Source organism: Chlamydiales bacterium (assembly GCA_041395025.1).
Classification (GTDB): Bacteria; Chlamydiota; Chlamydiia; order Chlamydiales; family JAAKFR01; genus JAJACP01.
Genome location: JAWLBH010000001.1, coordinates 543,752 through 566,535, shown reverse-complemented (window position 1 = coordinate 566,535; position 22,784 = coordinate 543,752). Strand labels below are relative to the sequence as shown.

Genomic DNA, 22,784 nt, shown 5'->3' with positions numbered 1-22,784 from the left:
TTAAAAGGATTTCTTGAGCCATAGATTAATTAATTAAAGTTTTAGATTTTTCATTGGCGATTTCTTGGACATAAGCTGGCACAGCGTACCCTGAAATTTGTTCTCTAAGTTGTTTAATTAGATCAAGGCCTTTTGCTTTTTTCACTTCAAAATGTCTTGCTCCTTGAATCCGATCAAGCTGATGTAAATAGTAGGGCTGAATACCATGATCGACAAGCTTTTCACAATGTTCTTGCAAAACTTCAATAGTATCATTCACCCCATGAAGCAAAACAGATTGGTTGAGTACTGGAATTCCCATACATTGAATAGATTTTACAGCTTTTAATACATCAGAATCGAGCTCACGAGGATGATTAGAGTGGATAACAAACCAGATTTGTAAAGAGCAATGAGATAATATTTGCAAAAATGTAGGGGTAATACGTTCAGGGATCCCAATAGGAAAACGGGTATGGAATCTCAACCGTTTGAGGTGTGGAATATGAGAAAGATCAGTGATTAAATTATTTAATAATTTATCATTTAAAGATAGAGGATCTCCACCACTAAGAATGACTTCCCTTAAACTCTTATCAGCTTTGATCTGACTGATCTCTTCTACAAATCCTTGTTGTTTAGTATAAGGGAAATTTTGTCGAAAGCAATAGCGGCAATGCATTCCACAGGCTTGAGTGGTAAGTATGAGCATCCGCTGTTGATATTTTTTTAAATTTTTTGGAGCACATCTAGCCTGTTGATCACCGACAGGATCAGCTAAATACAATGGATCTATATCTTTTTCCTTACAGGAAGGAACAAATTGTCTTAAAATTGGGTCATCAGGGTTTCCTTTTTCAATTTTTTTTGCGAGCCGTAATGGGAGATTGATAGGAAAATTAAAGTTTTTATCCTCAGGGAATTTTAGATCTATAAATGCTGAAAGCTCTTCTAAAGAGGTAATATTTTGCCGAAGAATTTTTTGCCAGCTCATATTGCTAATGAGTTATTTTTGCTTGTTTCTTTTTCTGATGTAACCACGGATGTAAGGGGTTTGATATCTGGTGTTGTATGAATACGTTTGATATTAGCACCTAATTTTTGGAGTTTTGTCACAAGGTTTTCATATCCACGATCTAAGAAATGCATCCCGCTAATGGTGCTTTTTCCAGATGCAATGAGGGCAGCCATGACGTAAGCAAATCCAGCACGTAAGTCAGGGATTTTAATGTCACATCCTTTGAGTGGAGTCTCTCCACGAACAATCACACTGTGTTCATAATTTCTCATTGCATATCGGCATTGCTTTTTACCAAGACACTGTTTGAAAAGATCAATTTCAGCGCCCATTTTTTTTAGAGTGTGCATGTAGCCAAATCGGTTTTCATAGACAGTTTCATGAATCACTGATGTTCCTTTGGCTTGTGTGAGAAGAATGGCATAAGGTTGTTGCCAGTCAGTCATGAATCCAGGATGGACATCAGTTTCAATATGGACACCCCCCTGTAGAGGATTTTGATAAAAAAATTCAATTCCATCATTTTTAATCGCAAATCCTCCTCCTAATTCGCGTAACTTATTTAAAAAGGTAATCATATGAAGATGTTGAGCCCCTCGGACAAAAAGAGCTCCCTTTGTTGCAATCGCTGCCATTCCAAAAGAAGCCGCTTCTATTCGGTCTGGAATGACTGCGTGTTCTACTTCATAAGATGTATGTGTCCCCTTAATATGAATCGTGCGATCAACATCAATTGAGATAATCGCACCACGCTTCTGTAAAAATAAAATTAGGTCAACAATTTCTGGTTCAATTGCAGCATTTTTAATTACGGTATTTCCTTTAGCACGTATACTAGCAAGAATGGTATTTTCTGTTGCACCAACCGATGGATAGGGGAGTTGAATATGAGTCCCAGTTAATCCGTGATGTGCGTGGGCAAGATATGCTCCTTCTTTTTTCATCTCGCGATATTCAACACAAGCTCCGAGTTGAGTGAGTGCATCTATATGAAAATCAATGCAACGTTTGCCAATCGCATCTCCCCCAACTGTTGGAATAATAATATCTTCATCAGTCCGCCCTAAAAGTGCTCCAGCCATAAGTATAGGGATACGATTAGCCCCTGAAAAGCGTTGTGGAATATAAGTGGTTTTCAATTCTTTAGTGATAATTTCAATAATGCCTTTTTCTCGATCCCACTGAACATCAGCTCCAATTTCTTGGCAAAGATTGACAGTAATTTGAACATCTCCAATATCAGGAACATTGTAAAAGACACATTTTTTATCGGATAAAAGTGAGGCAACAAGGAGTTTTGTCATCGCATTTTTTGCCCCAGCAGCTTTGACCTCTCCTTGGAGTTTTGTATTGCCTTCAACTTGTAGTATATCCATACCTGATCCTTTTTAGGTGATTTAACCCCTAGATAGGAAAATGTCTTTTAAATCTCATCTTAACCATAAAAACTAGGAATATTTTTTTTCTTATCACAAAACTTTAGATTTCTCTCAAAAAGTTTTATTAGAATTTGAAATCTGTTTAAAGATTTACTCTAGATGAGTTGATCTTGCATTTCGGATACCTGATTCTTAAATATAAAGATAACGAACTTTAGAGCAAGATTGCAAAGCAATTTTTGTGATTTTTTTTTAAAAAAAATATCTTAAGTCTTTGATAATCAAAAAAAATAATTTTATTTCTTCCAAAAATTTAGGTTTTGAATTTGCTGTTTTCAGCAACCATTTTCATGAAGAAAAATTCGTTCATTAATAGTTTAATAAAAATATAATTGAAAATCTTTAATTACAAATGAGTTAGAATTTAATTTGTGTTTATAAAAAATGATATTCTATTTTTATATTATTTTATTATAAAAAAAGTTTGATAAATTTTAGTTTTCATTTAATAATAGATTAATAAGGAATCTAATGAAGAATATAGAATTCCCTTAGATATAAAAGGACCTAAAAGAATTAACTACAATAAAATTAAGGAGTTTCATATGAAACCGTCGTTTAAAGTCTTTTTTGCTGCTTTATCTGTGATGAGCATTCTGAGTTTAGGCAGTTGTAGCAGATGGGCAGATTCTTGTGATCCATGTGGGTGGAAATGTCCAAAAAAATGTGATGGCTGTCCAAGTCCATGTGCCCCTAAGTTACGTTGTGAGCCTAATAGCCCAAAATATACACCTAATTGCTCTCCACAACAAAATTGTGCACCTTGTTCTCCTGGAAAATGTCCACCTAAATGTGCACCGCGTTCTTCATAGTGAGTGTGCGGAATAATATTGGTAGAAATGTATTTTAAGTGAAAGATGATCTTTCAGACCTAAATGAAGATCCGGAGAAAATAAGTATGGATAAAAAAATATATATTCAAATTTCAAATTCTATTCATCTTTTGAAAGTCCAATATATCTATTTCTACCAGGTCACTTTTGGTAAAAAGTTAGTGTTTAATCAAATTTATAGGAGTTTCCTATGATTCAATCTCTACGAACTGCTATAGCAGCGCTCTTTTTAGTGAGCATATTTTGCTTGGCAAGTTGTAATCGTAATTGGTGCGATGGTTTCTATTCGCCTTGCGAAGTAAAATGTCCACCAAAGTGTGACCCTTGTCCACCACGATCTACACCTTGCTCACCATCGCCTCGTTGCGAAACATCATCTTGTTCGGCTCTAAAATCTTGTAATGCCGAAGAGAATCCATATTTTCCATGTAATCCTAGCTATTATCCTTGTGGAAATAGCCAAGGTGAACAGAGTGTTGTTGAAGACCGTTGCTTCGGAAATATGCAGGTCTATCGAACTTCTGATGATTGTGTCGTTGATTTATGTCAACGTGCTCCAGATTATGCCACAGTCGGCTCACCATACCCTATTGAGATTAATATTACAGCTCAAAAGGAATGTGCAGAAGTTGTTGTTAATCAAACACTGCCATGTGATTCTGAGTTTATAAAAAGTGATCCACCAGCTAAGCCTGATAAAAACAATTCTCTTTGTTGGAAATTTCCACATATGAAACGTGGGGAAAATCAGAGAATTTGTGTTTGGGTACGTCCTTTGAAAGAGGGTTGTTGTTTAGCAGCTGCAACAGTTTGTGCATGTCCACAGCTTTGTGCCTATACAAATTGTGGTCAGCCTGTAGTCTGTATTAAAAAATCTGGTCCTGACTCTGCATGTTTATATTGTCCAGTCAACTATCGAGTTGAAGTCTGTAACTCTGGTTCAGCAATGGCCTACGATGTTGTTGTACAAGATGAAGTACCTGATGGGCTTTCACATTCAAGTGGTTTGACTTGCTTGAATTATGAATTAGGAAATCTATCTCCTGGTGAAAGTCGTTGTTTTGATATTGATTTTTGTGCAACTAAGCGTGGATGTGTGACTAATGTTGCCACACTGAGTTATTGTGGTGGCCCTAAATGTTCTGCTGAAGCGACGACGTTGATTAATGAGCCTTGTGTTGAAGTGACTAAAACTGGTCCAGAATGGGCTTATATTTGCAAGACAGTCGACTATACAATTACTGTGACTAATCCAGGGGATTTAGTTTTGAGAAATGTCATTGTTGATGACGTATCTCCAGCTGGAACAGTTGTAGTTGAAGCTCCAGGAGGAGAGATTTGTTGCAATAGAGCCATTTGGTGTATTCCAGAATTGTGTCCAGGAGAGACAAAGACATTTCAACTCTCTCTACAGTCACAAGTTGCAGGTTCCTTAACTAATACAGTCACAGTATCGACAAATTCTGATTGCGGTCAGTGTGTCTCATGTGCAGAAACTACCACATGCTGGAAGGGAATTCCTGCAACCCATATGTGTATGGTCGATACATGTGATCCAATTTGTATCGATGGAGAGAATTCAACAGTTTATAAAGTGTGTATCTCTAACCGGGGTAGTGCCGAAGATACAAATGTAAAACTACAGATTTCTTTTACAAATGAACTGAAGCCAGACACTGCGAATGGTCCTACAAAAGGGACTATTTCAGGGCAGACTGTAACATTTGAGCCTATTCCAAGACTCGAGCCTAAACAATCTGTTGAGTATTGTGTACGTGTAAAAGCAGTCTCTGTAGGAGATGCTAGAGCAGAAGCCACTCTATCCTCAGATGGATTAGGTGCTCCAGTAACCGATACTGAAGCGACTCATGTCTACTAAGTAGAGATGGATTTTGAATAAACAAAGCCACCATTTTCAAATGGTGGCTTTGTTTTTGACTAATAATTTATCAATATGCTATCTCTTCCTCTATGTCATTTAAAATAGGGATTGGTCAAGATAGTCATCGTTTTCTTCCTGAAGATTCTACTAAACCTTGTATACTTGGCGGCCTTTTTTTTGAGGAGGTGCCTGGGTTTCGGGCCAATTCAGATGGTGATGTAATATTTCATGCAATTTGTAACGCCATTTCTTCGATCACAGGAGAGATTATTCTTGGTAAGTTAGCTAATGAACTTCTTGAAAAAGAAGGGATTACAGATAGTAGTGTTTATCTTCAAGAAGCTCTTAAATCTCTTAATCAACAGCAAATGGATATTACACATATTGCTATAACGATTGAAGGATCTCGGCCTAAAATTCTTGATCATATTCCTAAGCTTCGAGCAAACATTGCTAATCAGTTAAATCTTCAATCTTCAAGAGTTGGAATTACAGCAACTACTGGGGAAGGACTGACAGATTTTGGTTGTGGGGCTGGGCTACAATGCTTATGTGTCGTTACAGCCGTTGAAAATTTTCATAGTCAATGAATTGGCTTTTTAAACAATAGTTTTCGAAGATCTATTTTCTATTCAATTGGATGGATGCATCATCAAGTTTTTTAGATTAGTGGAAGTTCAATTTAAGAAAATAGCTAATTAGTGAAAGTGCAAAAGCTGCAAAGATAGGCGCCCGTCGAATAGGCATCTCATAAATTTTGTGGAGAATACTGAAAAGAGAAAGGATAATTAATCCTGGACAGAGGATCTGCAAAATTGGATTAAGCATGTTTGCAATTCCCATAAATCCAAGATTTGCAACTATTGCGGATAGTAGCAGTCCAATCAGCATAGGGATCGCTTGTCCTCCTTTGTTTTTCATAAATTGTCCTTGAATATATTCTGCAGAGATGACAGAGATAGGAATAGCAGTGGTTAAACAAGAAAGACTTACCGCAAGGCAAGAAAAGAAAGCACCTTTTGAACCGAGTAAGTAGATAGAAATAGCTCCAAGACGTTCTTCCGGATTATGAAGAGGTAGGATGCTAGTATAGTAGGAACCAATATAAGTCAGACCAATGAACACTATAGCGAGAAGAAAGCCTGCAATCAAAGAGGATTTAATCATTTTTTTGAAAACATGACGTTGAGATTCTAGATCATTAAGATTCTTCTCATCAATTTTGAAGTAGCATAAGACAAGAGGAGCAAAAATAAATGAAGCAATCAAGTCAAGAGTATTATATCCAACATTTAATCCTCGAAACAAAGCTTCTTTTTCACTAAGAATAGTAGGTTGCGCGATCGGATGATGGCTTAATCCTAGAAAAATAATTAATCCTAAAGAGGCTAAAAGAATAGGGGATAGAAAAAGACCGACAATATCGATAATCCGATGGCGATATATGGCACACATGAAAACAAGAGCGATTGCGAAGATACAGAAAATAGGTAAATTTAAAAATTCAGGAAGATAAGGTTTTAAGGTCGCATGAGCTAGAGTAAAAAGGCGAGGAGTCGATCCAAATGGCCCTAAAATAGCTTGAATAAAAAAGAGAAGGATGATGCCGGGCATTCGACCAATCTGTCTAAAAAATTTGTAATGATCTCCCTGAAAAAGATTCATAGCTATGAGCCCTAAAAGAGGTAGACTCACTCCTGTGATCAATAGACCGATAACTGCAAATACATTTTTCTCTCCAGTCTCGCCTCCTAAAATTAGTGGCCAAATTAAATCACCAGCTCCAAAAAACATTGAAAAGAGAGCAAGTCCAGCCGAAATTACACCAGTTTTATGTAGTTTCATTATTACGCTCTTTAATTAAGATATTGTAAACTATACAAAAAAAAACATTAAAATAAAATTAAAAAAATCAATAGATATCTCTTTGATAACGTCTATTTATTTTTAAATTTTTAAGATAAGATTTAGCTGTTTCAAGATTTTTTTTACTTTCAACCTGAATAATGCGTTCTAAAGCATGATGAACATCTTTTGCCATTTTACTGGCATCTCCGCAAACAAATACGTAAGCTCCTGCTTTTAACCATTCCCATATTTCACGACCATTTTCCATCATTTTATCTTGTACATAAATTTTTTCTTGTTGGTCACGTGAGAAAGCACAGTGAATTCTGAGATGCTCTCGATCTTTTAAATCTTCCCAAAAAGATCGATAATAATAGTCAGTTTTCTCATGTCTCTCTCCAAAAAAGAGCCAATTGTTCTTATTGGTTCGCTCTTGCATGAATCCCCTAAATGGCGCAACTCCTGTTCCTGGACCAATCATAATGATTGGAGCATTTATCGATTCAGGAGGCAAGAAAAAATGACGCGAAGGTTGATGAAAAATGGGAAGCACAGCTTTTTCGAGAGGTGCTCTTCGACAAAGATAGTGAGAACAAGTTCCCCAAGGACTAGGGCTTTCTGGAGGATTTTTAGAAAGGGCAACAGTTAAGTGTGCTTCATTGTTAACTCGACTATTAGAAGAGGCAATAGAATAAAAACGAGGTAGGAGGGGAAGAAGAGAGTTTTTAAGAGAGTTAAATTCAATTTTTTGATCACGAACTAAAGTCAAAAGATCGGGATATTCACCAAGCAGTTTTTTAGGAATCCGATGTAGATTAACTTCTTTAAGAAAAAAATGGTATAAAGAGGGATCACCTAATGCTTCTACAATTGCTTTCACATAAAAAGGATCATTTTCAGGATAGACGCCAAGGCAATCACCAACTGAATATTGAATCCCAGATCCTTGTAAATCGACCACAATATGGTAGGTCTCTTTTTCAGACCCTGGATTAAGCCGAACTCTATCCTTAATCCGTGCTAAAAACAAGTTAGGCAGCTTTGATTTTAATGTCGACACCGGCTGGCAAGGAAAGTGTTTTTAATGCATCAATTGTTTTCCCAGTTGGATTAAGGATATCAATCAGCCGCTTATGAGTTCGAATTTCAAATTGTTCACGAGATTTTCGATCAACATGTGGGGAACGCAAAACAGTATAGATTTCACGCTTAGTTGGTAAAGGAATAGGTCCAACCACGCGCGCTCCAGTTCTTTTTGCTGTTTCTACAATATCAGCAGTAGAACGATCGAGTTGACGTTGATCAAATCCTTTAAGTCGGATACGAATTTTTTGTTTATCTTGCTTAACCATATTTTCCTACTTCTTCACAATTTCTTCTTGGATTTTCTGTGGCACTTTTGCAAAATAGGCAGGTTCCATCACTGATGTAGCTCGACCTGAACTCAAGGAACGAAGCGAAGTAGTATAGCCAAACATTTCGCTAAGAGGTACTTCAGCATTAATTTTTACCATTCCCTTTTCTGACTCCTGCCCAAGAATTTTTCCTCGACGCCGGTTCAAATCTCCAATTACATCTCCTACATTTTTTTCAGGTGTCATTACATCTACCTTCATAATCGGCTCTAGAATCACTGGGTTAGCTTTCTTGCATGCATCTTTTATGGCCATAGATCCACAAATCTTAAATGCCATTTCGTTAGAATCAACCTCGTGATAAGATCCAAAATGAATAATCACTTTGATATCAACAAGATGATATCCCGCAAGAACGCCATTGGAAAGACCTTCTTCAATTCCTTTAATGATAGCTGGAATATATTCTTTAGGAATCACTCCACCTACAATTTTGCTGACAATCTCTGTCCCTTTACCAGGTTCGTTCGGATCTACTTTTAAGCAAACATGAGCATATTGACCACGTCCACCCGACTGTTTGATAAATTTTGTTTCCGTACTACTTGGAACTGTAATCGTCTCTTTGTAAGATACTTGTGGTTTGCCAACATTGGCTTCAACTTTAAATTCTCGAATCATTCGATCACGTAAAATATCAAGATGCAGCTCTCCCATACCCGAAATAATCGTTTGACCCGTTTCTTCATTAGAAGTCACTCGGAAGGTAGGATCTTCTTCAGATAAAGCTGTGAGTGCATTTGCTAATTTCTCACGATCAGCTTTTGATTTTGGCTCGATCGCCATGTCAATAACAGGCTCAGGAAATTCCATTTTTTCTAGTAAAAACTCACTTCCTTCAGAACACAAGGTATTGCCTGTAGTAGTGTGCTTTAAACCAATACAAGCAGCAATGTCACCAGTAAGCAGTTCTTCACAGTCTGTTCTGTCATTTGCATGCATTTGCAATAAACGCGACACCCTTTCTTTTCGATCTTTAGTTGTGTTAATAAGAGTTGCCCCTTTTTTTAGGACACCGGCATAGATACGAAGAAAAGTAATCCGACCTACATATGGATCAGTCATAATTTTAAACGCAAGCGCAGCAAGAGGAACTGTGTCGTCTGGTGGAATGGAGATTGGCTCACCATTTACAAGATTTACCCCTTTTACAGCTCCTCTATCAAGAGGAGAGGGCATCCAGCGCACAATCGCATCAAGGAGAAATTGCACTCCTTTATTTTTAAAGGCTGAACCGCATAAGACAGGATTGAGTGAATTCTCGCATACTCCTTTTCTAATGATGGCATGTATTTCTTCTGGATCGAGACTATCGGGATCTTCAAGGACTTTTTGCATAAAACTTTCATTTGTCTCATCAAGAGTAGCAAGCTCTTCAAGTAACTCCATACGCATTTTTTCACATTGCTCTTGCAATTCATCAGGAACACCTGTTTCATTCCATTGAGAGCCCATTTCATCTTTTGCGATGTAAGCTTTCATAGTGACTAAATCAACCATGCCAATAAAATGACTCTCACTACCAATCGGACATTGAACAGCAATAGCATTGGCTCCAAGTTTTTCTTTTATCGATTCCATAGAGGCAAAAAAATCCGCTCCCATACGATCCATTTTGTTTACAAAAGCAATTCGTGGGACATGATATTTATCTGCTTGACGCCAGACAGTTTCCGACTGAGGTTCTACGCCAGAAACTGCGTCAAAAACAGCAACCGCTCCATCAAGAACACGCAGAGAACGCTCTACTTCAATAGTAAAATCCACATGCCCAGGAGTATCAATAATATTAATTTTGCAATTCTTCCAGTAGACTGTTGTTGCAGCAGAGGTAATAGTGATACCACGCTCCTGCTCTTGCTCCATCCAATCCATTGTTGCAGCCCCTTCATGCACCTCACCAATTTTATGAGAACGACCAGCATAAAAAAGAATGCGTTCAGTAGTTGTTGTCTTACCCGCATCTATGTGAGCCATAATGCCGATATTTCTTACTTGATTAAGAAGATCTTCTTTTTTTCTAGCCATGTTTAAGCTTTATTTACCATTTATAGTGAGCAAAAGCTTTGTTCGCTTCTGCCATTCGGTGAGTATCATCTTTCTTTTTGATTGTCATACCTTGATTGTTATAACAATCATTTAATTCTTGAACCAAACCTGATTCCATGGAACGACCAACTTTTGCTTGAGCATGATGAATGATCCAGCGCATTGCCATAGCAGTTCGACGATCTGAAGAGATTTCAACAGGAACTTGATAAGTCGCTCCTCCAATCCGACGAGATTTCACCTCTAAAGAAGGTTTTGCATTTTCTAAAGCTTGTTCAAATGCCTCTAGTGGATTATCGATATTTACTTTTTGCGAAAAGAGACGAATTGCATGATAAACAATGCGACGTGCCTTGGTTTTTTTTCCATGCAACATCACTTTGTTAATAAATTTTTCTAAAACTAAACTCCCATAGAGAGGATCGGGCAATGCTTTTCGTTTTTCAGCACAGCGTCTTCTAGACATGATTAAAACCTTAATTTATTTGCTTATCTAAAAATCACTATTTTCATTTCACACTTATGATTAGATAAAAAAATTTTCCAAAAACTGATTTTATTTATCAATCAATATATTTTATGGTCTTTAAACGATCCTAAATCTTATTTAGGTTGTTTAACTCCATAAAGAGATCTTCCTTGTTTACGATCTTTTACTGCTGCGCAGTCTAACGTGCCCCGCACAATATGATAACGGACACCAGGAAGATCTTTTACACGACCTCCTCTGACAAGAACAATACTATGTTCTTGAAGATTATGCCCTTCCCCTCCAATATAGGCAATAATCTCTTGACCATTTGAAAGTCTTACCCAGGCCACTTTACGTAAAGCAGAGTTAGGTTTTCTTGGGGTTTTTGTTTTGACTTGGATACAAACTCCACGTCTATGGGGGCAATTTTTTAAAGCTGGTGACTTATCTCGTCGGCGCTTTCGAATTCGCCCTTTCCGAATCAACTGGTTAATCGTCGGCATGTTTGTTTTGCCTCAAAACTAAAATATTCAAAATTAGAAAGAACGCATTATAGGCAAGGGTCCGTTTGAATGCAATCTGATAATTATTTTACTTGTACAATTTTAGAGATAGAGAATTGTTTTAGTTGATCTTTCTAAGAAAATTCACTTTATTTTAGCAATGAATGAAATTTTTTAGGAGAAATCATCTAAAACTTATCTGGTTGATAGAGCTTATCTTCAGATAAGCAGAACCCTATCTATTTGCCCTCTAGTTAGATCAAAAAACCTCTATTTTCTCTTTATTTTTTGTAAGAAATAATTGAACAATGTTAAATTTTTATCCATGAAGTTTAGCGTAATTACTATTACACGTAATTCAGAAACCTATTTATCAAAAACTTTAACGTCTGTTGCTCAACAGACGTTTCTTAATTACGAACATATTATCTGGGATGGGGGGAGTGTTGATCAGACGCTGAATATTGCGAGTTCTTTTTCCAATATCACTCTTTACCAAGGACAGGATGAAGGGATTTCTGATGCGATGAATCGTAGTGCTGCTCTTGCAAAAGGAGAGTTTCTTATCTATTTACATGCGGATGATCTTCTTGTCCATTCGCAAGTTTTGAACATGGTGGATAGAATTCTTACCCTTCACCCGACTTTTCATTGGCTTTATGGACGAGCAAATTTTATCGATTTTCAAGGGAAAATTAGACACACTACACCCTATGAACCTTTCACTTTCAAAAGATTACGTCGTTATAATTTTATCACTCATCCTGCAACTTTTGTTAGACGCTCCTTATTTCAGAAAGTTGGAGGTTTTCGTAAAGATCTGCATTATTGTATGGATTATGATCTTTGGTTGCGTATTGCTGCGACTGGCAATTTTCCACTAGCTCTCTCCACGATTTTAGCGTGTTTTCGTCAACATCCCTCTTCTCGTTCTACCCATCAACCTATTCAAGTAGCTAACGAAGCTTATCATGTCCGCAACCGTTATGTTAATCTCTTTGAGCGCTATCGTTCTTATCTAACATGGAAAAAAAGAAGGCAAAAATCTATTGAATAGTATGAGATTTTTTAAAAACTTGCACAAAAATTTCATGAATTTTTAATGGAAGTCAGCAGGTCACTTTTTTCTCATAGGTGCAATTGTTTGTACCATCGACTTCAAACGGATGGTGAAATTAGGATAGATAAGATTTTGTGCTATTATCTTTCTTCTTTGCATTTTCAAAAATGAGAAAATAGTGCATTTTTTAAAAGTTCATTTACAAGATTGGATAGTTAGACATAATTGCTTGTGTTAAAATGAGTCGATTTTCCCTTTCTTTTTATGATATAGAAAAGGAAAAAATCGACCATTGATAAAACATTGAAATTTAATTATATCTTGTTTAAACTTAGTTTTTATATCTGATGAAGAAATTTAGTTAGGGGAACTGGTTTTGATCCATTTTAAGAATCAGTCGAAAAATGATGATTAAAGAGAATTAAAGTATGCAACCTCTCACTTGTGGAACGAATCCATCATTTTCCTCTTCAGATATCATGGTTCGTAATCGCATTCGAAATCAGCATATTACCTCTTTTGCCTTAGTCATCATTAGCCTTGTGTTCACAGGGTTAGCGTTTACCTTTTTTGGCTTAGGGACACTACCTGCAGAAAAGATGATGGGTTTTGGGTTTTTCTTCTATTTAAGTGGGGTTTTTGTGGGTGCAATAGGAATTTGTAGTTTTATAGGAGCACTCGTCTACTTAGCCATTGCTTCTGTACGTGCATGGAAAAATAAAGAACTCTTTCCGCTTCTCAATAGTTAGTAGGTCGATGGCATTTTTTTAATTTAAATACATCACTTATTCTTCAATTCCACAACAATCGTATGTTTATCAAGTTCAATTGATAAAGAATTTTTCTCCATCTAATCTAGATTTTTTTATCTTTAGATAAGAAAAGAACAAGCTAAAGCATTTTCTTGTTCTTCCGATAAATACACGTACCCAATCTTGAAAAATCCAATAAACAAGGTGTCAATGAGACGCTTTTTTCTTTATTTCCTTCTTTTCTCTTGCTCTCTTTATTCACAAGAAATGCTTTTAAAAAGCAGAGATGTCCAAGCAATTATGGATCAGTTTTTTGAATTGCATGTGGATAAAAAAGAGATGTCTACTGAAGTTCTCGAAGGTTCATTAAAAATTTATTTAAACCAATTTGATCCAAATCATAACTATCTGCTTAATGAGGAGATTTTTTCATATCTTTTTCCAAGTGAACAACTGTTGTATACGATGCAAATGGATTACGATCAAAATCGTTTCACTACCTATTTCAAATTAAATAAATTGATTCAACATGGTATTCATCGTGCTCGTCAATGGCGTGCTCAATGGATCCAAAACCCTCGTAAGCTTATTCTTGATGCTAATAAAGAAAATTCTACTATCAAAGATAGGGCCTATGCAAAAACATACTCAGCACTGCAAGAACGCCACTATACTCACTTTATTCGTTTTATAGCATTTCAAATGGAAGAGTTAGGTGCTCATCATTATCAAGGCAAAGAAAAGCAGTTAATTGAGCTTTGTGAAAAACAAATTCGTCACCTTGAAAATCAGTATCTCAGTTTTGATGAAAATCAAACACCTTTTTCTTCAGAAAGCCAAGAACATAGAGTCATTTTACGTACCCTTAAAGCCCTAGCTCAAAGTTTAGATGCGCACACGGCTTATTACAGCTCTGATGAAGCTTATGCTATAAAAGTACAGTTAGAAAAGGGGATGTGTGGAATTGGAGTCGTCTTACGTGAGGGGATCGATGGCATTATAATACAAGAAGTCATCAAAAACAGTCCTGCAGCTAGAAGTAAAAAAATTCAAGTTGGAGATATTCTTATTTCTGTAGATGGAGAAGAGATCCGAAAAATTTCCTTTCAGAGAGTCTTAGATTTAATGCGAGGTAAGGAAGGGACCAGAACTGTATTAGGCATCATGAGACGAGGTGATCGAGAGAATCATTTTTTTACTATTGAGATGACTAGGAGTAAAATTATTCTTGATGATAAACGTGTTGATGTTGAAGCTGAACCTTATGGAGATGGGATTATTGGCAAGATCACTCTTCATGCTTTTTATGAAGGTGATGATGGGGTGTCAAGTGAGAAAGATCTTAAATTAGCGATTGATCAATTACGAGCTCAAGGTCCTCTTTATGGTCTTGTTTTGGATATGCGAGAAAATGGGGGAGGTTTTCTTTCGCAGGCAATTAAAGTAAGTGGGCTTTTCATTTCCAATGGAGTCGTAGTCATTTCAAAATATTCAGATGGTTCAGTCAAATATTATCGATCTCTTGATGGAGAACGTTACTATGACGGTCCACTTGTAGTATTAATCTCACGTGGTTCAGCATCTGCTACTGAAATTGTTGCGCAAACACTTAGAGATTATGGAGTTGCAGTCATTGTAGGAGATGAACAAACGTATGGTAAGGGAACGATTCAACATCAGACAATCACTAGCGATCTTAACGATGGATTTTTTAAAGTTACAGTAGGTCGTTACTACACTGTTTCAGGAAAATCGACACAGATTCAAGGAGTTAAAGCTGACATACTTGTGCCCTCGGAGTTTCAGTTTGAAGAGGTAGGTGAGGCTTATCTGGATTATCCACTTGCCTCTGATCACATTCTCCCCGCTTTTGAAGACAATTTATCGGATATAGATCCATTTTCTCGAGTTTGGTTTCAAAAATACTATCTGCCCTATCTTCAAAAGATTGAAAATAAGTGGACGACTATGATACCGCTTTTAAAAGCCAATAATGAAATACGCATCAATCAGAACAAAAATTTTCAGCAATTTCTAAAAAAGATGAAGGGGGAATTTTCTACACAAGAAGAGATTGGCTCAAATGATTTGCAAATGGATGAATCTGTTGATATTCTCAAGGACATGATTTTTCTTTCTACGAGATCTGGTCAATTAGATGATTAAAAGTTTAGGAATAAGCTCGTAATTTTCATGCGTTCTTTTAAAGATCTTCTTCCAATTTTTTTAATCGTGTTTTTTGGATCTATTGGATACAGTCTGATCATTACCATTTTCACTCCAATGCTTCTCAAAGGAGATTTACTCTCTTTTGATACCCCAATAGAAAAGCGTGTTTTAGCGCTTGGATTCATTTTAGCCTATTATCCGTTTGGTCAATTTATTAGTTCTCCTACTTTAGGTGCTCTTTCAGATAGATTTGGACGTCGTCCTATTTTAGTCTATTCTTTAATTATTACGACTATTGTCTATCTCCTTATTGCTTTGGGAATTTACCTTAAAAGCTATTCTATAATTTCCTTCGCTCTTTTAACTGCTGGATTCTCAGAAGGAAATACTACGATTTCACAAAGTGTGATTGCTGATACCGTTTCCAAAGAAGAAAGAGGACGTTTTTTTGGATATTATTATTTGAGTATTGCCATTGCTTTTATTTTAGGTCCATTTATTGGAGGAAAATTAGCTGATCCTGATTTTTATCCCTGGTTTTCCTATATGACTCCTTTTCTTTTTGTGGCTCTTCTTCTTTTTTTCACTCTTATCTGGATTTATTTTGGATTTCAAGAGACCCATTCTAAAGAACATAGAGAAAAAATTTCCTATTTTGATGCACTAACTAATCTAAAAAAGATTTTTACTATGCGTCACATCCTTCCTTACTTTTTTGCAAATTTTCTCATTTTTATCGGTATATTTGGGTTTTTTCAAGGTTTTCCTATCTATGCTGTGGAAAAATTTCGCTTAAACGTGACTATGTTAGGAATTCTTATTGCTTGGTCTTCAGTCCCTTTTCTACTTGTTAATCTCTTTCTTATTCATTCAATTGCTAGACGATTAAATCCCTTAAAACAGGTTGTTATTTCAGCAGTTTGGGTGGGTATCTGGTTGTTGATTGGATTGATACAAAAATTTGAATGGTCACTTTGGTTGATTGCTTTTCTTATTGGTTCAGGCATTGCCCTTTGTCTTCCTGCTTCTTCCACTATGCTTTCTTACCTTGTTACATCCAAAGAGCAAGGACGGGTTTTAGGGAATCATCTTTCGCTACAATTTTTTTCTGAAGCATTTGTAGGGATCACCATTGGATTTATGGCTTCTCTACATCTTGAATTTACCATTATTGTTTTTGCTTTTTCGAGTATTTTCGGAGCCTTTTTTCTTCTCTATCTTGATAAAAGAAAAGGATTGCACTAAAGCTTTCCTATCCACTATCCTCCTGGATTTCCTTTGGCCAGATAGCTCAGTCGGTAGAGCAGAGGACTGAAAATCCTTGTGTCGCCAGTTCGATTCTGGCTCTGGCCACATTACTGGGGACATTTTCAGAAATGATGGTGTCTCCCGTTTTCCCTTTTTGTAACTTTCTGTTTTTTCTGAAGGATAAGAGTTGTCATAGGGTCCTTTTACTTTGAATGTTTAGATATCTCTGAAAGAATGGATTGTATTTCTTTGACATTTTGTTCTGAAGTATTCCAAGAGGCAATAAAACGCACTTCATTTTTTTCAGCATCCCAAGGATAGCAAAAGATTTTCTCTTGAATCAGCGGAATCCATGATGCAGGTACAGTAAAGAAAATCTGATTAGTTTCCACCGGATAACTTAGGGAAAGACCAGGGGTAGATTTAATGACAGAGGCAATTTCTTGTGCTTTTTGATTGGCTTGGGTAGCAAGTGTATGCCACAAATCGTTTTTAAAAAATGGGATATACTGCGCAGATAGATATCGCATTTTAGAAAGCAGTTGCAACATTTGTTTTTGAAAATGATCGCTTCCTTCTTGTAAATATTGGTTAAAAATCACAAGAGCTTCTACTCCCATTAACCCATTTTTAGTTCCTCCAAGAGATAAAATATCGACCTGAGCAGCTTCTGTAATCTCATGCAATGGTATATTTAGGCTAACTGCCGCGTTATATAAACGGCTTCCGTCAATGTGCAGTAGAAGATGTTCTTCCTTACATAGTTTGGTAAGTGTTTTCAACTCTTCGGGCGTATAAACTGTACCTACCTCGGTAGGTTGAGTAATCGATAATACACGAGGCGATGTAGAATGTTTTCCAAAAGCTTTTTCCCTTTTTAGCTTTTTTACTATTTCAGTAGGGGTAGCTTTGCCTTTTTGACTCGGCACCGTTAGAAGTTTACATCCAACTAGAGCTTCAGCAGCCCCAGATTCCTGGTATTGGATATGAGCAATATCCGTACAAATAACCGATTCATAAGCTTTAGAACAAAGTCTAAGAGCAAAAATATTTGCTCCTGTGCCAGTAGGGACAATAAAGACTTTGCAATTCTTTTTGAATGCCTTCTGAATCAAATTCCCTGCTTCTTCAGTCCAAGCATCTGAGCCATAAGAGGGAGCATAACCTTTATTTGCCTCAATGACAGCTTTAACAATAAGAGGATGTGCCGGTGCCCAATTATCGCTCGCAAGGTAGATTTTCTTTTGGGTCATTGGGGAATCTCCATTGAAATACATCCGTAGTATAGAGCGATAAAGGCAGAAATTCAAGAGAGATTGGGTTTCATCGTTCCTTCAATGAATTGGTTTGAAAGCGCTCCGGTGCTCCCCACCATTCATTTGATATTCTCAATTGAAACTTTGTCTATTGTGAAGACTTTACCAATTGTTTTTTTTTAGAAAAAAGCCATTTTCTAGACACTACAACACTAGATTTAAACCTTAGAGCTCTCTTAGGTTTTCTCAATCTCCTTGTTTTTGACATCTTAGTCGAAATTTTTAGCTTCAGTGAATTCAAGATATTTTTATCTTTCTGATTATTCAACCTTAAATAGGATACTATCTCCAAATTGATGATACAGTTCTTATTGACTAGGAGTTGACTTTTAGGCTATACTTGATTTTCTTTATTTTTTAACTTAGGTTTTTTCAGATAATGACTGATTATGCAATTATTGGAACTGGAGGGAAGCAGTATCGTGTCCAAATAGGCGATGTGATTGATGTGGAACTTTTAGATGATCACAATGACGGAAAAATCGATTTTACTGATGTCCTCTTTTTTCATCATAAAAAAGAGCAAAAAATTGGTACCCCAACTGTTTCCAATTTCATTGTCCATGGTGAAATATTAGCCGCAGTCCGTGGCCCAAAAGTGGTCGCTTATAAATATAAGAAGCGAAAAAAATATCGCCGTAAAGTTGGCCATCGCCAAAGTTATAAACGCGTTAAAATTGTTGGGTTTACAATTTAGTAAAAAAGGAGAAACGTTTTTATGGCTCATAAAAAAGGTCAAGGGTCAACACGCAATGGAAGAGATTCTCACTCAAAACGGTTAGGGATTAAAGCAAGTGATGGCCAACATGTGCGAGCTGGTGCGATTCTCGTGCGGCAACGAGGTACAAAATGGCATCCTTCAAAAAATGTTGGGCGTGGATCAGATGACACCCTTTTTTCTTTAGTAGAGGGGATTGTTTCTTATCAGAAATTCAAGCATACATTTGTCTCTGTAAAAAAAATCTAACAGATGTTTATGCGATTCTTATTTCCTTATTTTAGATTGATTTAGGTTTTCCATTTTTCTGTCACATGATGGAGGGCATCAACGAATACCGAAGGAAAAGAGGTCAATTTAGGTATGTTTATAGATCATGTGGATTTAGATCTTGTCGCAGGGAAAGGAGGGAATGGTGCGATTGCTTGGAGGCGTGAAAAATATCTTGCTAAGGGGGGGCCCTACGGAGGAGATGGAGGAGATGGAGGTTCAATCATTTTAGAAGCAGATCATCAAATCTCTTCTCTTGAGGCCTATCGTAATTGTCGCATTGTGAAAGCAGAAAATGGAGGGCAAGGAGGGGCGAATAATCGGAAAGGGAAGAATGGTTGTGATCTCGTCATGAAACTCCCTCTTGGCACTCTTATCAAAGACAGAATCACGGGGAATATTCTCTATGATTTCACTAAGGATAAGGAATCATGGGTGATTTGTCAGGGAGGACGCGGAGGTAAGGGAAACACCTATTTTAAAAGCTCAACGAATCGGACTCCTAATTATGCTACATCAGGCAAGTTAGGTGAATCCTTAAAAGTAGAATGTGAATTAAAATTAATTGCCGATGTAGGCCTTGTAGGATTTCCTAATGCAGGTAAATCTACTTTTGTTTCACAAATCACTTCTATTCCTGTAAAAGTTGCCTCCTATCCTTTTACTACTCTTCATCCTAATCTTAGATATCTTATTTGTGAGGATAAACGGATTCTCATTGCGGATATTCCAGGGATTATTAAACAAGCTCATATGAATAAGGGGCTTGGATTTAAATTTTTGCGTCATATTGAGCGTACTCGTCTTCTGCTTTTTATTTTAGATGGTTCTGGGTATGAAGAGCGTGATCCTCTTGAAGATTTTGAAACGCTTTGTCATGAGATAAGGGAGTATAATCCTCAATTAATCAATAAACCATTTATAATTATTTTGAATAAAATTGATAAAGGGTTTGTCGGAGACTCCCTTCTGAAGAAATATCCTCACGTTCCTATTTTTAAAATTTCTGCTCTTACAGGTGAAGGAGTTAAGAAAATTCTTGGTTTTTTAAAAAATTATTCCGATTTCTAAAACCCATTATCCTCTATTTTTTCTATCTTTAGAAAAAAAATAGAGGGGGAAAAGCATATTTTACTTCACTAAACGTTTTTTAAAACGCAGACTCAGTGTATAGATGATTGCTGAAAATAAGGCAATCGTTGCACCAACAGGCCAGTCAAGCCGGTAAGAAATAGCGAGTCCTCCGAGACAGAAAGCAATATTCAATAAGACTGCAATCATCATCATACGACTAAAACGATAGGTAAAATTTCCTGCAATTGAAGCAGGAAGCGCAAGCATACTAAGCACAAGAATAATTCCCACCACATGAATCAATAAAACGATTGTTAAAGCAATAAGTACAAGTAGCAAAAGATAGAGAGAAACCACAGGGACTCCTTGCAGTTCTGCTTGTTTTTCGTCAAAACATAGGGTAAGAAATTTTTTATGAAAAATCAGGACAGTGATGAGGATAATAAGATCTAGACTACCCAACATCCACAAGTCCCAAGATGTCACCCATAAAACATTGCCTAGAAGAAAATTCATCAGTTCCACATTAAATCCTGGAACTTGAGAAACAAAAACTACGCCTAAAGACATACCTGTAGACCAGATCATAGCGATGATGGCATCCTCACGTTCGCGATAGTAGAGATGAACATAGCCAATGATTAAAGCAGAAATGATCGCAGTCATCAAAGCTCCATAAAAAGGAGAGAACCAGGAAATCCCGTGCACTCGTTCTAACCATAAGGCAGCACCAAGACCGCTAAGAACAGAATGAGCAATGCTCCCACTAATGGAAACAATCCGTTTAACAACAACGTAAGAACCAATCACTCCACTTGCAAAAGAACTCCCAATAGCAGCAAGAAGAGCCATTTGTAAGATAGGAGTGGTTAAGAGAGCATCGATGAATCGCATAAATTTTCCTTATGAATGATAGAGGCCAAAGGCAAAATGTTCACACACTTTCTCTTTTGGCATATGTGTAAGAGTTTTTTGAACACAAAATAGGTAGTCAACTGATTCAATGATGCGGTTTAGATGGTGAGTGACCATCAAAATTGTCAGTTCTTTTCGTAATTCATATAGCAAAGTATAAATTTCATTTTCTGCAAAATGATCCACTCCTGATGTAGGTTCATCAAGTAAAAGAAGAGAAGGATTAGAAACAAGTGCTCGAGCAATTAAGACGCGTTGTTTTTGGCCTCCAGATAGAGTGGTAAATGGAGCATGTAGGAGTTTAATCATCCCCACACGCTCTAAACATGTTTCAACAGCTTGATAATCAGAATGATGAAATCGCCATTTTAATTGATTTAATCGCCCTCCTAAAACGACTTCCTGAACAGATATAGGAAAATCACGATCAAAATAGAAGCTTTGGGGGACCCAACCAATGCATTTTCGCACTTCTTTTGGGGATTTTCCAAAGATTTGGATCGTTCCTTGGATTGGTTTTAAAAAATCCATTAAAAGCTGAAGAAGGGTAGTTTTCCCTCCGCCATTAGGACCAAAAATGGCTACAAATTTTTTTTCTTCAACAGTAAAAGAGAGATCTTCCAGGATGGGAGTTCTATCATAGGAAAAGAAGAGATTTTCTACTTTTATAGCTATCATTGAGAGAAAGCGTGTGCAATTACCTTGAGATTACTAAGAACATTTTCCACATAGGGATCAAGAAAACATATACGAGCTCCTAGTGCTTTTGCAACCTGGATTCCTCCTTTTACAGATTGTTGCTTTTGTAAAAAAACTGTACGAATCTCAAGTTGACGTGCTTTGAAGATTAAATCTGTAAGATAGTAAGGAGTAGGTTCACGCCCTTCCATTTCAATGGTAAGTTGAGTCAATCCGTAGTCACGACAAAAATAGCCATAGGCAGGATGAGAGACAAGAATGATTTTGGGAGCTGTAGCCAAAAGCAAAGCAATTTCTTCATCAATTTTATGAAGTTTTTTCTCTAGATCTTTTAAATTTTCTTTATAGAAAACTTCATGGATAGGGTCATATTGAGATAGTATCTCTGCAATCTGTTGTGATTGAATAATTAAAAGTTTAGGACTAAGCCAGATATGAGGATCAGTTCCTCCTTTAGAGAGAAGGCAATTATCTCTCATTAACTCAATCCCTTTTCGTTGATCAATGATTTGTATTCCAGATAAGACTTTAACGAGACGAGTTTCAAAATTTTCTCCAAGGCGAAACCAAATTTCTCCTCGATGCATCGCAACAATTTGTTTCGGAGTCGGTTCATAAGTATGAGAACTAGCTCCGGGTGGGACGATCACTTGAACTTTCACTTGATCCTTTCCAATTTCTTCTACAAGGTATTTTTGAGGAGCAATACTCACTAACACTTGAATTTCTGATAATCCGGAAAGAGTCGAAAAGAGGAAAAGATAGAAGAGCAGTTGCTTAAACATGGAGGCAAAATTGTATGCCCCTTCTTCTTTTTTAAGCGAGCTTTTTATTGTAGAATAAGTTTTTACTCAATAAAATGCTTCTTGTTGAACTTGGAGAAGTGTCTGAGTGGCTTAAGGAGCACGCTTGGAAAGCGTGTGTATGTGAATTGCGTACCGTGGGTTCGAATCCCACCTTCTCCGCCAGATTTTTTAGAGAGAACTTTTCTCACGTCTTTTTGTACTAGCATAAGCAACGCTCAAAACCCCAGTAATTGCGGGCTTTCCAAGGTTTTCATCTAGCGTCAGACCCGTACCTTACTTCCTCCAATTTTGGCATTTTACCCCCAAAATCTCCATTTTC

The 22,784-nt window shown here is 36.8% G+C and carries 22 protein-coding genes and 2 tRNA genes; 12 read left to right on the top strand and 12 right to left on the bottom strand.

Annotated elements, in window-relative coordinates:
• Positions 1-25: 25 nt before the first annotated feature.
• Together R3E91_02625 and murA are read right to left on the bottom strand one after the other, a co-directional pair.
• The gene (locus R3E91_02625) at positions 26-973 is read right to left on the bottom strand and encodes a KamA family radical SAM protein (GenBank protein MEZ5315091.1); all 948 of its coding nucleotides are present in this window, start codon (positions 971-973) and stop codon (positions 26-28) included.
• On the bottom strand, positions 970-2,373 hold the full coding sequence (gene murA, locus R3E91_02620) for a UDP-N-acetylglucosamine 1-carboxyvinyltransferase (GenBank protein ID MEZ5315090.1): 1,404 nt from the start codon (positions 2,371-2,373) through the stop codon (positions 970-972). The genes R3E91_02625 and murA overlap by 4 nt, the downstream gene beginning before the upstream one ends.
• A 608-nt stretch (positions 2,374-2,981) precedes the next feature.
• Here murA and R3E91_02615 point away from each other — a divergent pair.
• The 3 genes from R3E91_02615 to ispF all read left to right on the top strand — a co-directional run bounded on the left by R3E91_02615 (position 2,982) and on the right by ispF (position 5,741).
• Positions 2,982-3,248: a hypothetical protein gene (locus R3E91_02615; protein MEZ5315089.1), complete on the top strand. Its 267-nt coding sequence runs from the start codon at positions 2,982-2,984 to the stop codon at positions 3,246-3,248.
• Positions 3,249-3,459: 211 nt separating this feature from the next.
• Positions 3,460-5,148: an OmcB family cysteine-rich outer membrane protein gene (locus tag R3E91_02610; protein MEZ5315088.1), complete on the top strand. Its 1,689-nt coding sequence runs from the start codon at positions 3,460-3,462 to the stop codon at positions 5,146-5,148.
• Positions 5,149-5,240: 92 nt separating this feature from the next.
• The gene (gene ispF / locus R3E91_02605) at positions 5,241-5,741 is read left to right on the top strand and encodes a 2-C-methyl-D-erythritol 2,4-cyclodiphosphate synthase (protein MEZ5315087.1); all 501 of its coding nucleotides are present in this window, start codon (positions 5,241-5,243) and stop codon (positions 5,739-5,741) included.
• Between the two features lie 76 nt (positions 5,742-5,817).
• On the opposite strand, the gene R3E91_02600 is transcribed toward ispF, so the two are convergent.
• The 6 genes from R3E91_02600 to rpsL form a co-directional block, all read right to left on the bottom strand.
• Entirely contained in the window at positions 5,818-6,996 is a 1,179-nt protein-coding gene (locus R3E91_02600) for a branched-chain amino acid transport system II carrier protein (protein ID MEZ5315086.1), read from the bottom strand.
• A gap of 67 nt (positions 6,997-7,063) precedes the next feature.
• Positions 7,064-8,059, bottom strand: a complete 996-nt coding sequence (locus tag R3E91_02595; GenBank protein ID MEZ5315085.1) for a hypothetical protein — start codon at positions 8,057-8,059, stop codon at positions 7,064-7,066.
• A complete protein-coding gene (gene rpsJ / locus R3E91_02590) occupies positions 8,031-8,351 on the bottom strand; it encodes a 30S ribosomal protein S10 (GenBank protein MEZ5315084.1) in 321 nt (106 codons plus the stop codon). The genes R3E91_02595 and rpsJ overlap by 29 nt, the downstream gene beginning before the upstream one ends.
• Before the next feature lie 6 nt (positions 8,352-8,357).
• The gene (gene fusA / locus R3E91_02585; protein MEZ5315083.1) at positions 8,358-10,442 is read right to left on the bottom strand and encodes an elongation factor G; all 2,085 of its coding nucleotides are present in this window, start codon (positions 10,440-10,442) and stop codon (positions 8,358-8,360) included.
• A gap of 13 nt (positions 10,443-10,455) precedes the next feature.
• On the bottom strand, positions 10,456-10,929 hold the full coding sequence (rpsG, locus tag R3E91_02580; GenBank protein ID MEZ5315082.1) for a 30S ribosomal protein S7: 474 nt from the start codon (positions 10,927-10,929) through the stop codon (positions 10,456-10,458).
• Positions 10,930-11,066: 137 nt separating this feature from the next.
• A complete protein-coding gene (rpsL, locus tag R3E91_02575) occupies positions 11,067-11,438 on the bottom strand; it encodes a 30S ribosomal protein S12 (GenBank protein MEZ5315081.1) in 372 nt (123 codons plus the stop codon).
• 325 nt (positions 11,439-11,763) lie between these two features.
• Between rpsL and R3E91_02570 the strand changes: the two genes are divergently transcribed.
• From R3E91_02570 to R3E91_02550, 5 genes are all read left to right on the top strand, one after another.
• Positions 11,764-12,495, top strand: coding sequence for a glycosyltransferase family 2 protein (locus tag R3E91_02570; GenBank protein MEZ5315080.1), 732 nt, complete (start codon positions 11,764-11,766; stop codon positions 12,493-12,495).
• A 431-nt stretch (positions 12,496-12,926) separates the two neighbouring features.
• On the top strand, positions 12,927-13,247 hold the full coding sequence (locus R3E91_02565; protein ID MEZ5315079.1) for a hypothetical protein: 321 nt from the start codon (positions 12,927-12,929) through the stop codon (positions 13,245-13,247).
• A gap of 213 nt (positions 13,248-13,460) precedes the next feature.
• Positions 13,461-15,416, top strand: a complete 1,956-nt coding sequence (locus R3E91_02560; protein MEZ5315078.1) for a S41 family peptidase — start codon at positions 13,461-13,463, stop codon at positions 15,414-15,416.
• Between the two features lie 27 nt (positions 15,417-15,443).
• Positions 15,444-16,664, top strand: coding sequence for an MFS transporter (locus R3E91_02555; protein ID MEZ5315077.1), 1,221 nt, complete (start codon positions 15,444-15,446; stop codon positions 16,662-16,664).
• Between the two features lie 35 nt (positions 16,665-16,699).
• A tRNA-Phe gene (locus R3E91_02550) sits at positions 16,700-16,772 on the top strand.
• 98 nt (positions 16,773-16,870) lie between these two features.
• Here the strand turns inward: R3E91_02550 and R3E91_02545 are convergent.
• Entirely contained in the window at positions 16,871-17,920 is a 1,050-nt protein-coding gene (locus R3E91_02545) for an aminotransferase class I/II-fold pyridoxal phosphate-dependent enzyme (protein MEZ5315076.1), read from the bottom strand.
• Between the two features lie 442 nt (positions 17,921-18,362).
• On the opposite strand from R3E91_02545, the gene rplU reads away from it, so the two are divergent.
• The 3 genes from rplU (at position 18,363) to obgE (ending at position 20,042) form a co-directional block, all read left to right on the top strand.
• Positions 18,363-18,680 (top strand): 50S ribosomal protein L21, encoded by a 318-nt coding sequence (gene rplU, locus R3E91_02540; GenBank protein ID MEZ5315075.1) that lies wholly within the window; start codon positions 18,363-18,365, stop codon positions 18,678-18,680.
• A 21-nt stretch (positions 18,681-18,701) separates the two neighbouring features.
• Positions 18,702-18,950: a 50S ribosomal protein L27 gene (rpmA, locus tag R3E91_02535; GenBank protein MEZ5315074.1), complete on the top strand. Its 249-nt coding sequence runs from the start codon at positions 18,702-18,704 to the stop codon at positions 18,948-18,950.
• Between the two features lie 114 nt (positions 18,951-19,064).
• Positions 19,065-20,042 carry a GTPase ObgE gene (gene obgE, locus R3E91_02530; GenBank protein ID MEZ5315073.1) on the top strand — a complete coding sequence of 326 codons (978 nt, stop codon included), beginning with the start codon at positions 19,065-19,067 and terminating at the stop codon, positions 20,040-20,042.
• A gap of 60 nt (positions 20,043-20,102) precedes the next feature.
• Here the strand turns inward: obgE and R3E91_02525 are convergent, their stop codons facing one another.
• From R3E91_02525 to R3E91_02515, 3 genes are read right to left on the bottom strand one after another with little or no spacing between them, the layout of a single operon-like run.
• Entirely contained in the window at positions 20,103-20,939 is an 837-nt protein-coding gene (locus tag R3E91_02525; GenBank protein MEZ5315072.1) for a metal ABC transporter permease, read from the bottom strand.
• Between the two features lie 9 nt (positions 20,940-20,948).
• Entirely contained in the window at positions 20,949-21,638 is a 690-nt protein-coding gene (locus R3E91_02520) for an ABC transporter ATP-binding protein (protein ID MEZ5315071.1), read from the bottom strand.
• The gene (locus R3E91_02515; GenBank protein MEZ5315070.1) at positions 21,635-22,444 is read right to left on the bottom strand and encodes a zinc ABC transporter substrate-binding protein; all 810 of its coding nucleotides are present in this window, start codon (positions 22,442-22,444) and stop codon (positions 21,635-21,637) included. Before R3E91_02515 ends, R3E91_02520 begins: the two co-directional genes overlap by 4 nt.
• Positions 22,445-22,536: 92 nt before the next feature.
• On the opposite strand from R3E91_02515, the gene R3E91_02510 reads away from it, so the two are divergent.
• Positions 22,537-22,627, top strand: a tRNA-Ser gene (locus R3E91_02510).
• The last annotated feature ends 157 nt before the right edge of the window (positions 22,628-22,784 follow it).

Bases quoted from the DNA above. Each gene is read 5' to 3' on its own strand.
- R3E91_02625 (MEZ5315091.1), bottom strand. From the start codon at position 973: ATGAGCTGGCAAAAAATTCTTCGGCAAAATATTACCTCTTTAGAAGAG.
- murA (MEZ5315090.1), bottom strand. From the start codon at position 2,373: ATGGATATACTACAAGTTGAAGGCAATACAAAACTCCAAGGAGAGGTC.
- R3E91_02615 (MEZ5315089.1), top strand. From the start codon at position 2,982: ATGAAACCGTCGTTTAAAGTCTTTTTTGCTGCTTTATCTGTGATGAGC.
- R3E91_02610 (MEZ5315088.1), top strand. From the start codon at position 3,460: ATGATTCAATCTCTACGAACTGCTATAGCAGCGCTCTTTTTAGTGAGC.
- ispF (MEZ5315087.1), top strand. From the start codon at position 5,241: ATGTCATTTAAAATAGGGATTGGTCAAGATAGTCATCGTTTTCTTCCT.
- R3E91_02600 (MEZ5315086.1), bottom strand. From the start codon at position 6,996: ATGAAACTACATAAAACTGGTGTAATTTCGGCTGGACTTGCTCTCTTT.
- rpsJ (MEZ5315084.1), bottom strand. From the start codon at position 8,351: ATGGTTAAGCAAGATAAACAAAAAATTCGTATCCGACTTAAAGGATTT.
- fusA (MEZ5315083.1), bottom strand. From the start codon at position 10,442: ATGGCTAGAAAAAAAGAAGATCTTCTTAATCAAGTAAGAAATATCGGC.
- rpsG (MEZ5315082.1), bottom strand. From the start codon at position 10,929: ATGTCTAGAAGACGCTGTGCTGAAAAACGAAAAGCATTGCCCGATCCT.
- rpsL (MEZ5315081.1), bottom strand. From the start codon at position 11,438: ATGCCGACGATTAACCAGTTGATTCGGAAAGGGCGAATTCGAAAGCGC.
- R3E91_02570 (MEZ5315080.1), top strand. From the start codon at position 11,764: ATGAAGTTTAGCGTAATTACTATTACACGTAATTCAGAAACCTATTTA.
- R3E91_02565 (MEZ5315079.1), top strand. From the start codon at position 12,927: ATGCAACCTCTCACTTGTGGAACGAATCCATCATTTTCCTCTTCAGAT.
- R3E91_02560 (MEZ5315078.1), top strand. From the start codon at position 13,461: ATGAGACGCTTTTTTCTTTATTTCCTTCTTTTCTCTTGCTCTCTTTAT.
- R3E91_02555 (MEZ5315077.1), top strand. From the start codon at position 15,444: ATGCGTTCTTTTAAAGATCTTCTTCCAATTTTTTTAATCGTGTTTTTT.
- R3E91_02545 (MEZ5315076.1), bottom strand. From the start codon at position 17,920: ATGACCCAAAAGAAAATCTACCTTGCGAGCGATAATTGGGCACCGGCA.
- rplU (MEZ5315075.1), top strand. From the start codon at position 18,363: ATGACTGATTATGCAATTATTGGAACTGGAGGGAAGCAGTATCGTGTC.
- rpmA (MEZ5315074.1), top strand. From the start codon at position 18,702: ATGGCTCATAAAAAAGGTCAAGGGTCAACACGCAATGGAAGAGATTCT.
- obgE (MEZ5315073.1), top strand. From the start codon at position 19,065: ATGTTTATAGATCATGTGGATTTAGATCTTGTCGCAGGGAAAGGAGGG.
- R3E91_02525 (MEZ5315072.1), bottom strand. From the start codon at position 20,939: ATGCGATTCATCGATGCTCTCTTAACCACTCCTATCTTACAAATGGCT.
- R3E91_02520 (MEZ5315071.1), bottom strand. From the start codon at position 21,638: ATGATAGCTATAAAAGTAGAAAATCTCTTCTTTTCCTATGATAGAACT.
- R3E91_02515 (MEZ5315070.1), bottom strand. From the start codon at position 22,444: ATGTTTAAGCAACTGCTCTTCTATCTTTTCCTCTTTTCGACTCTTTCC.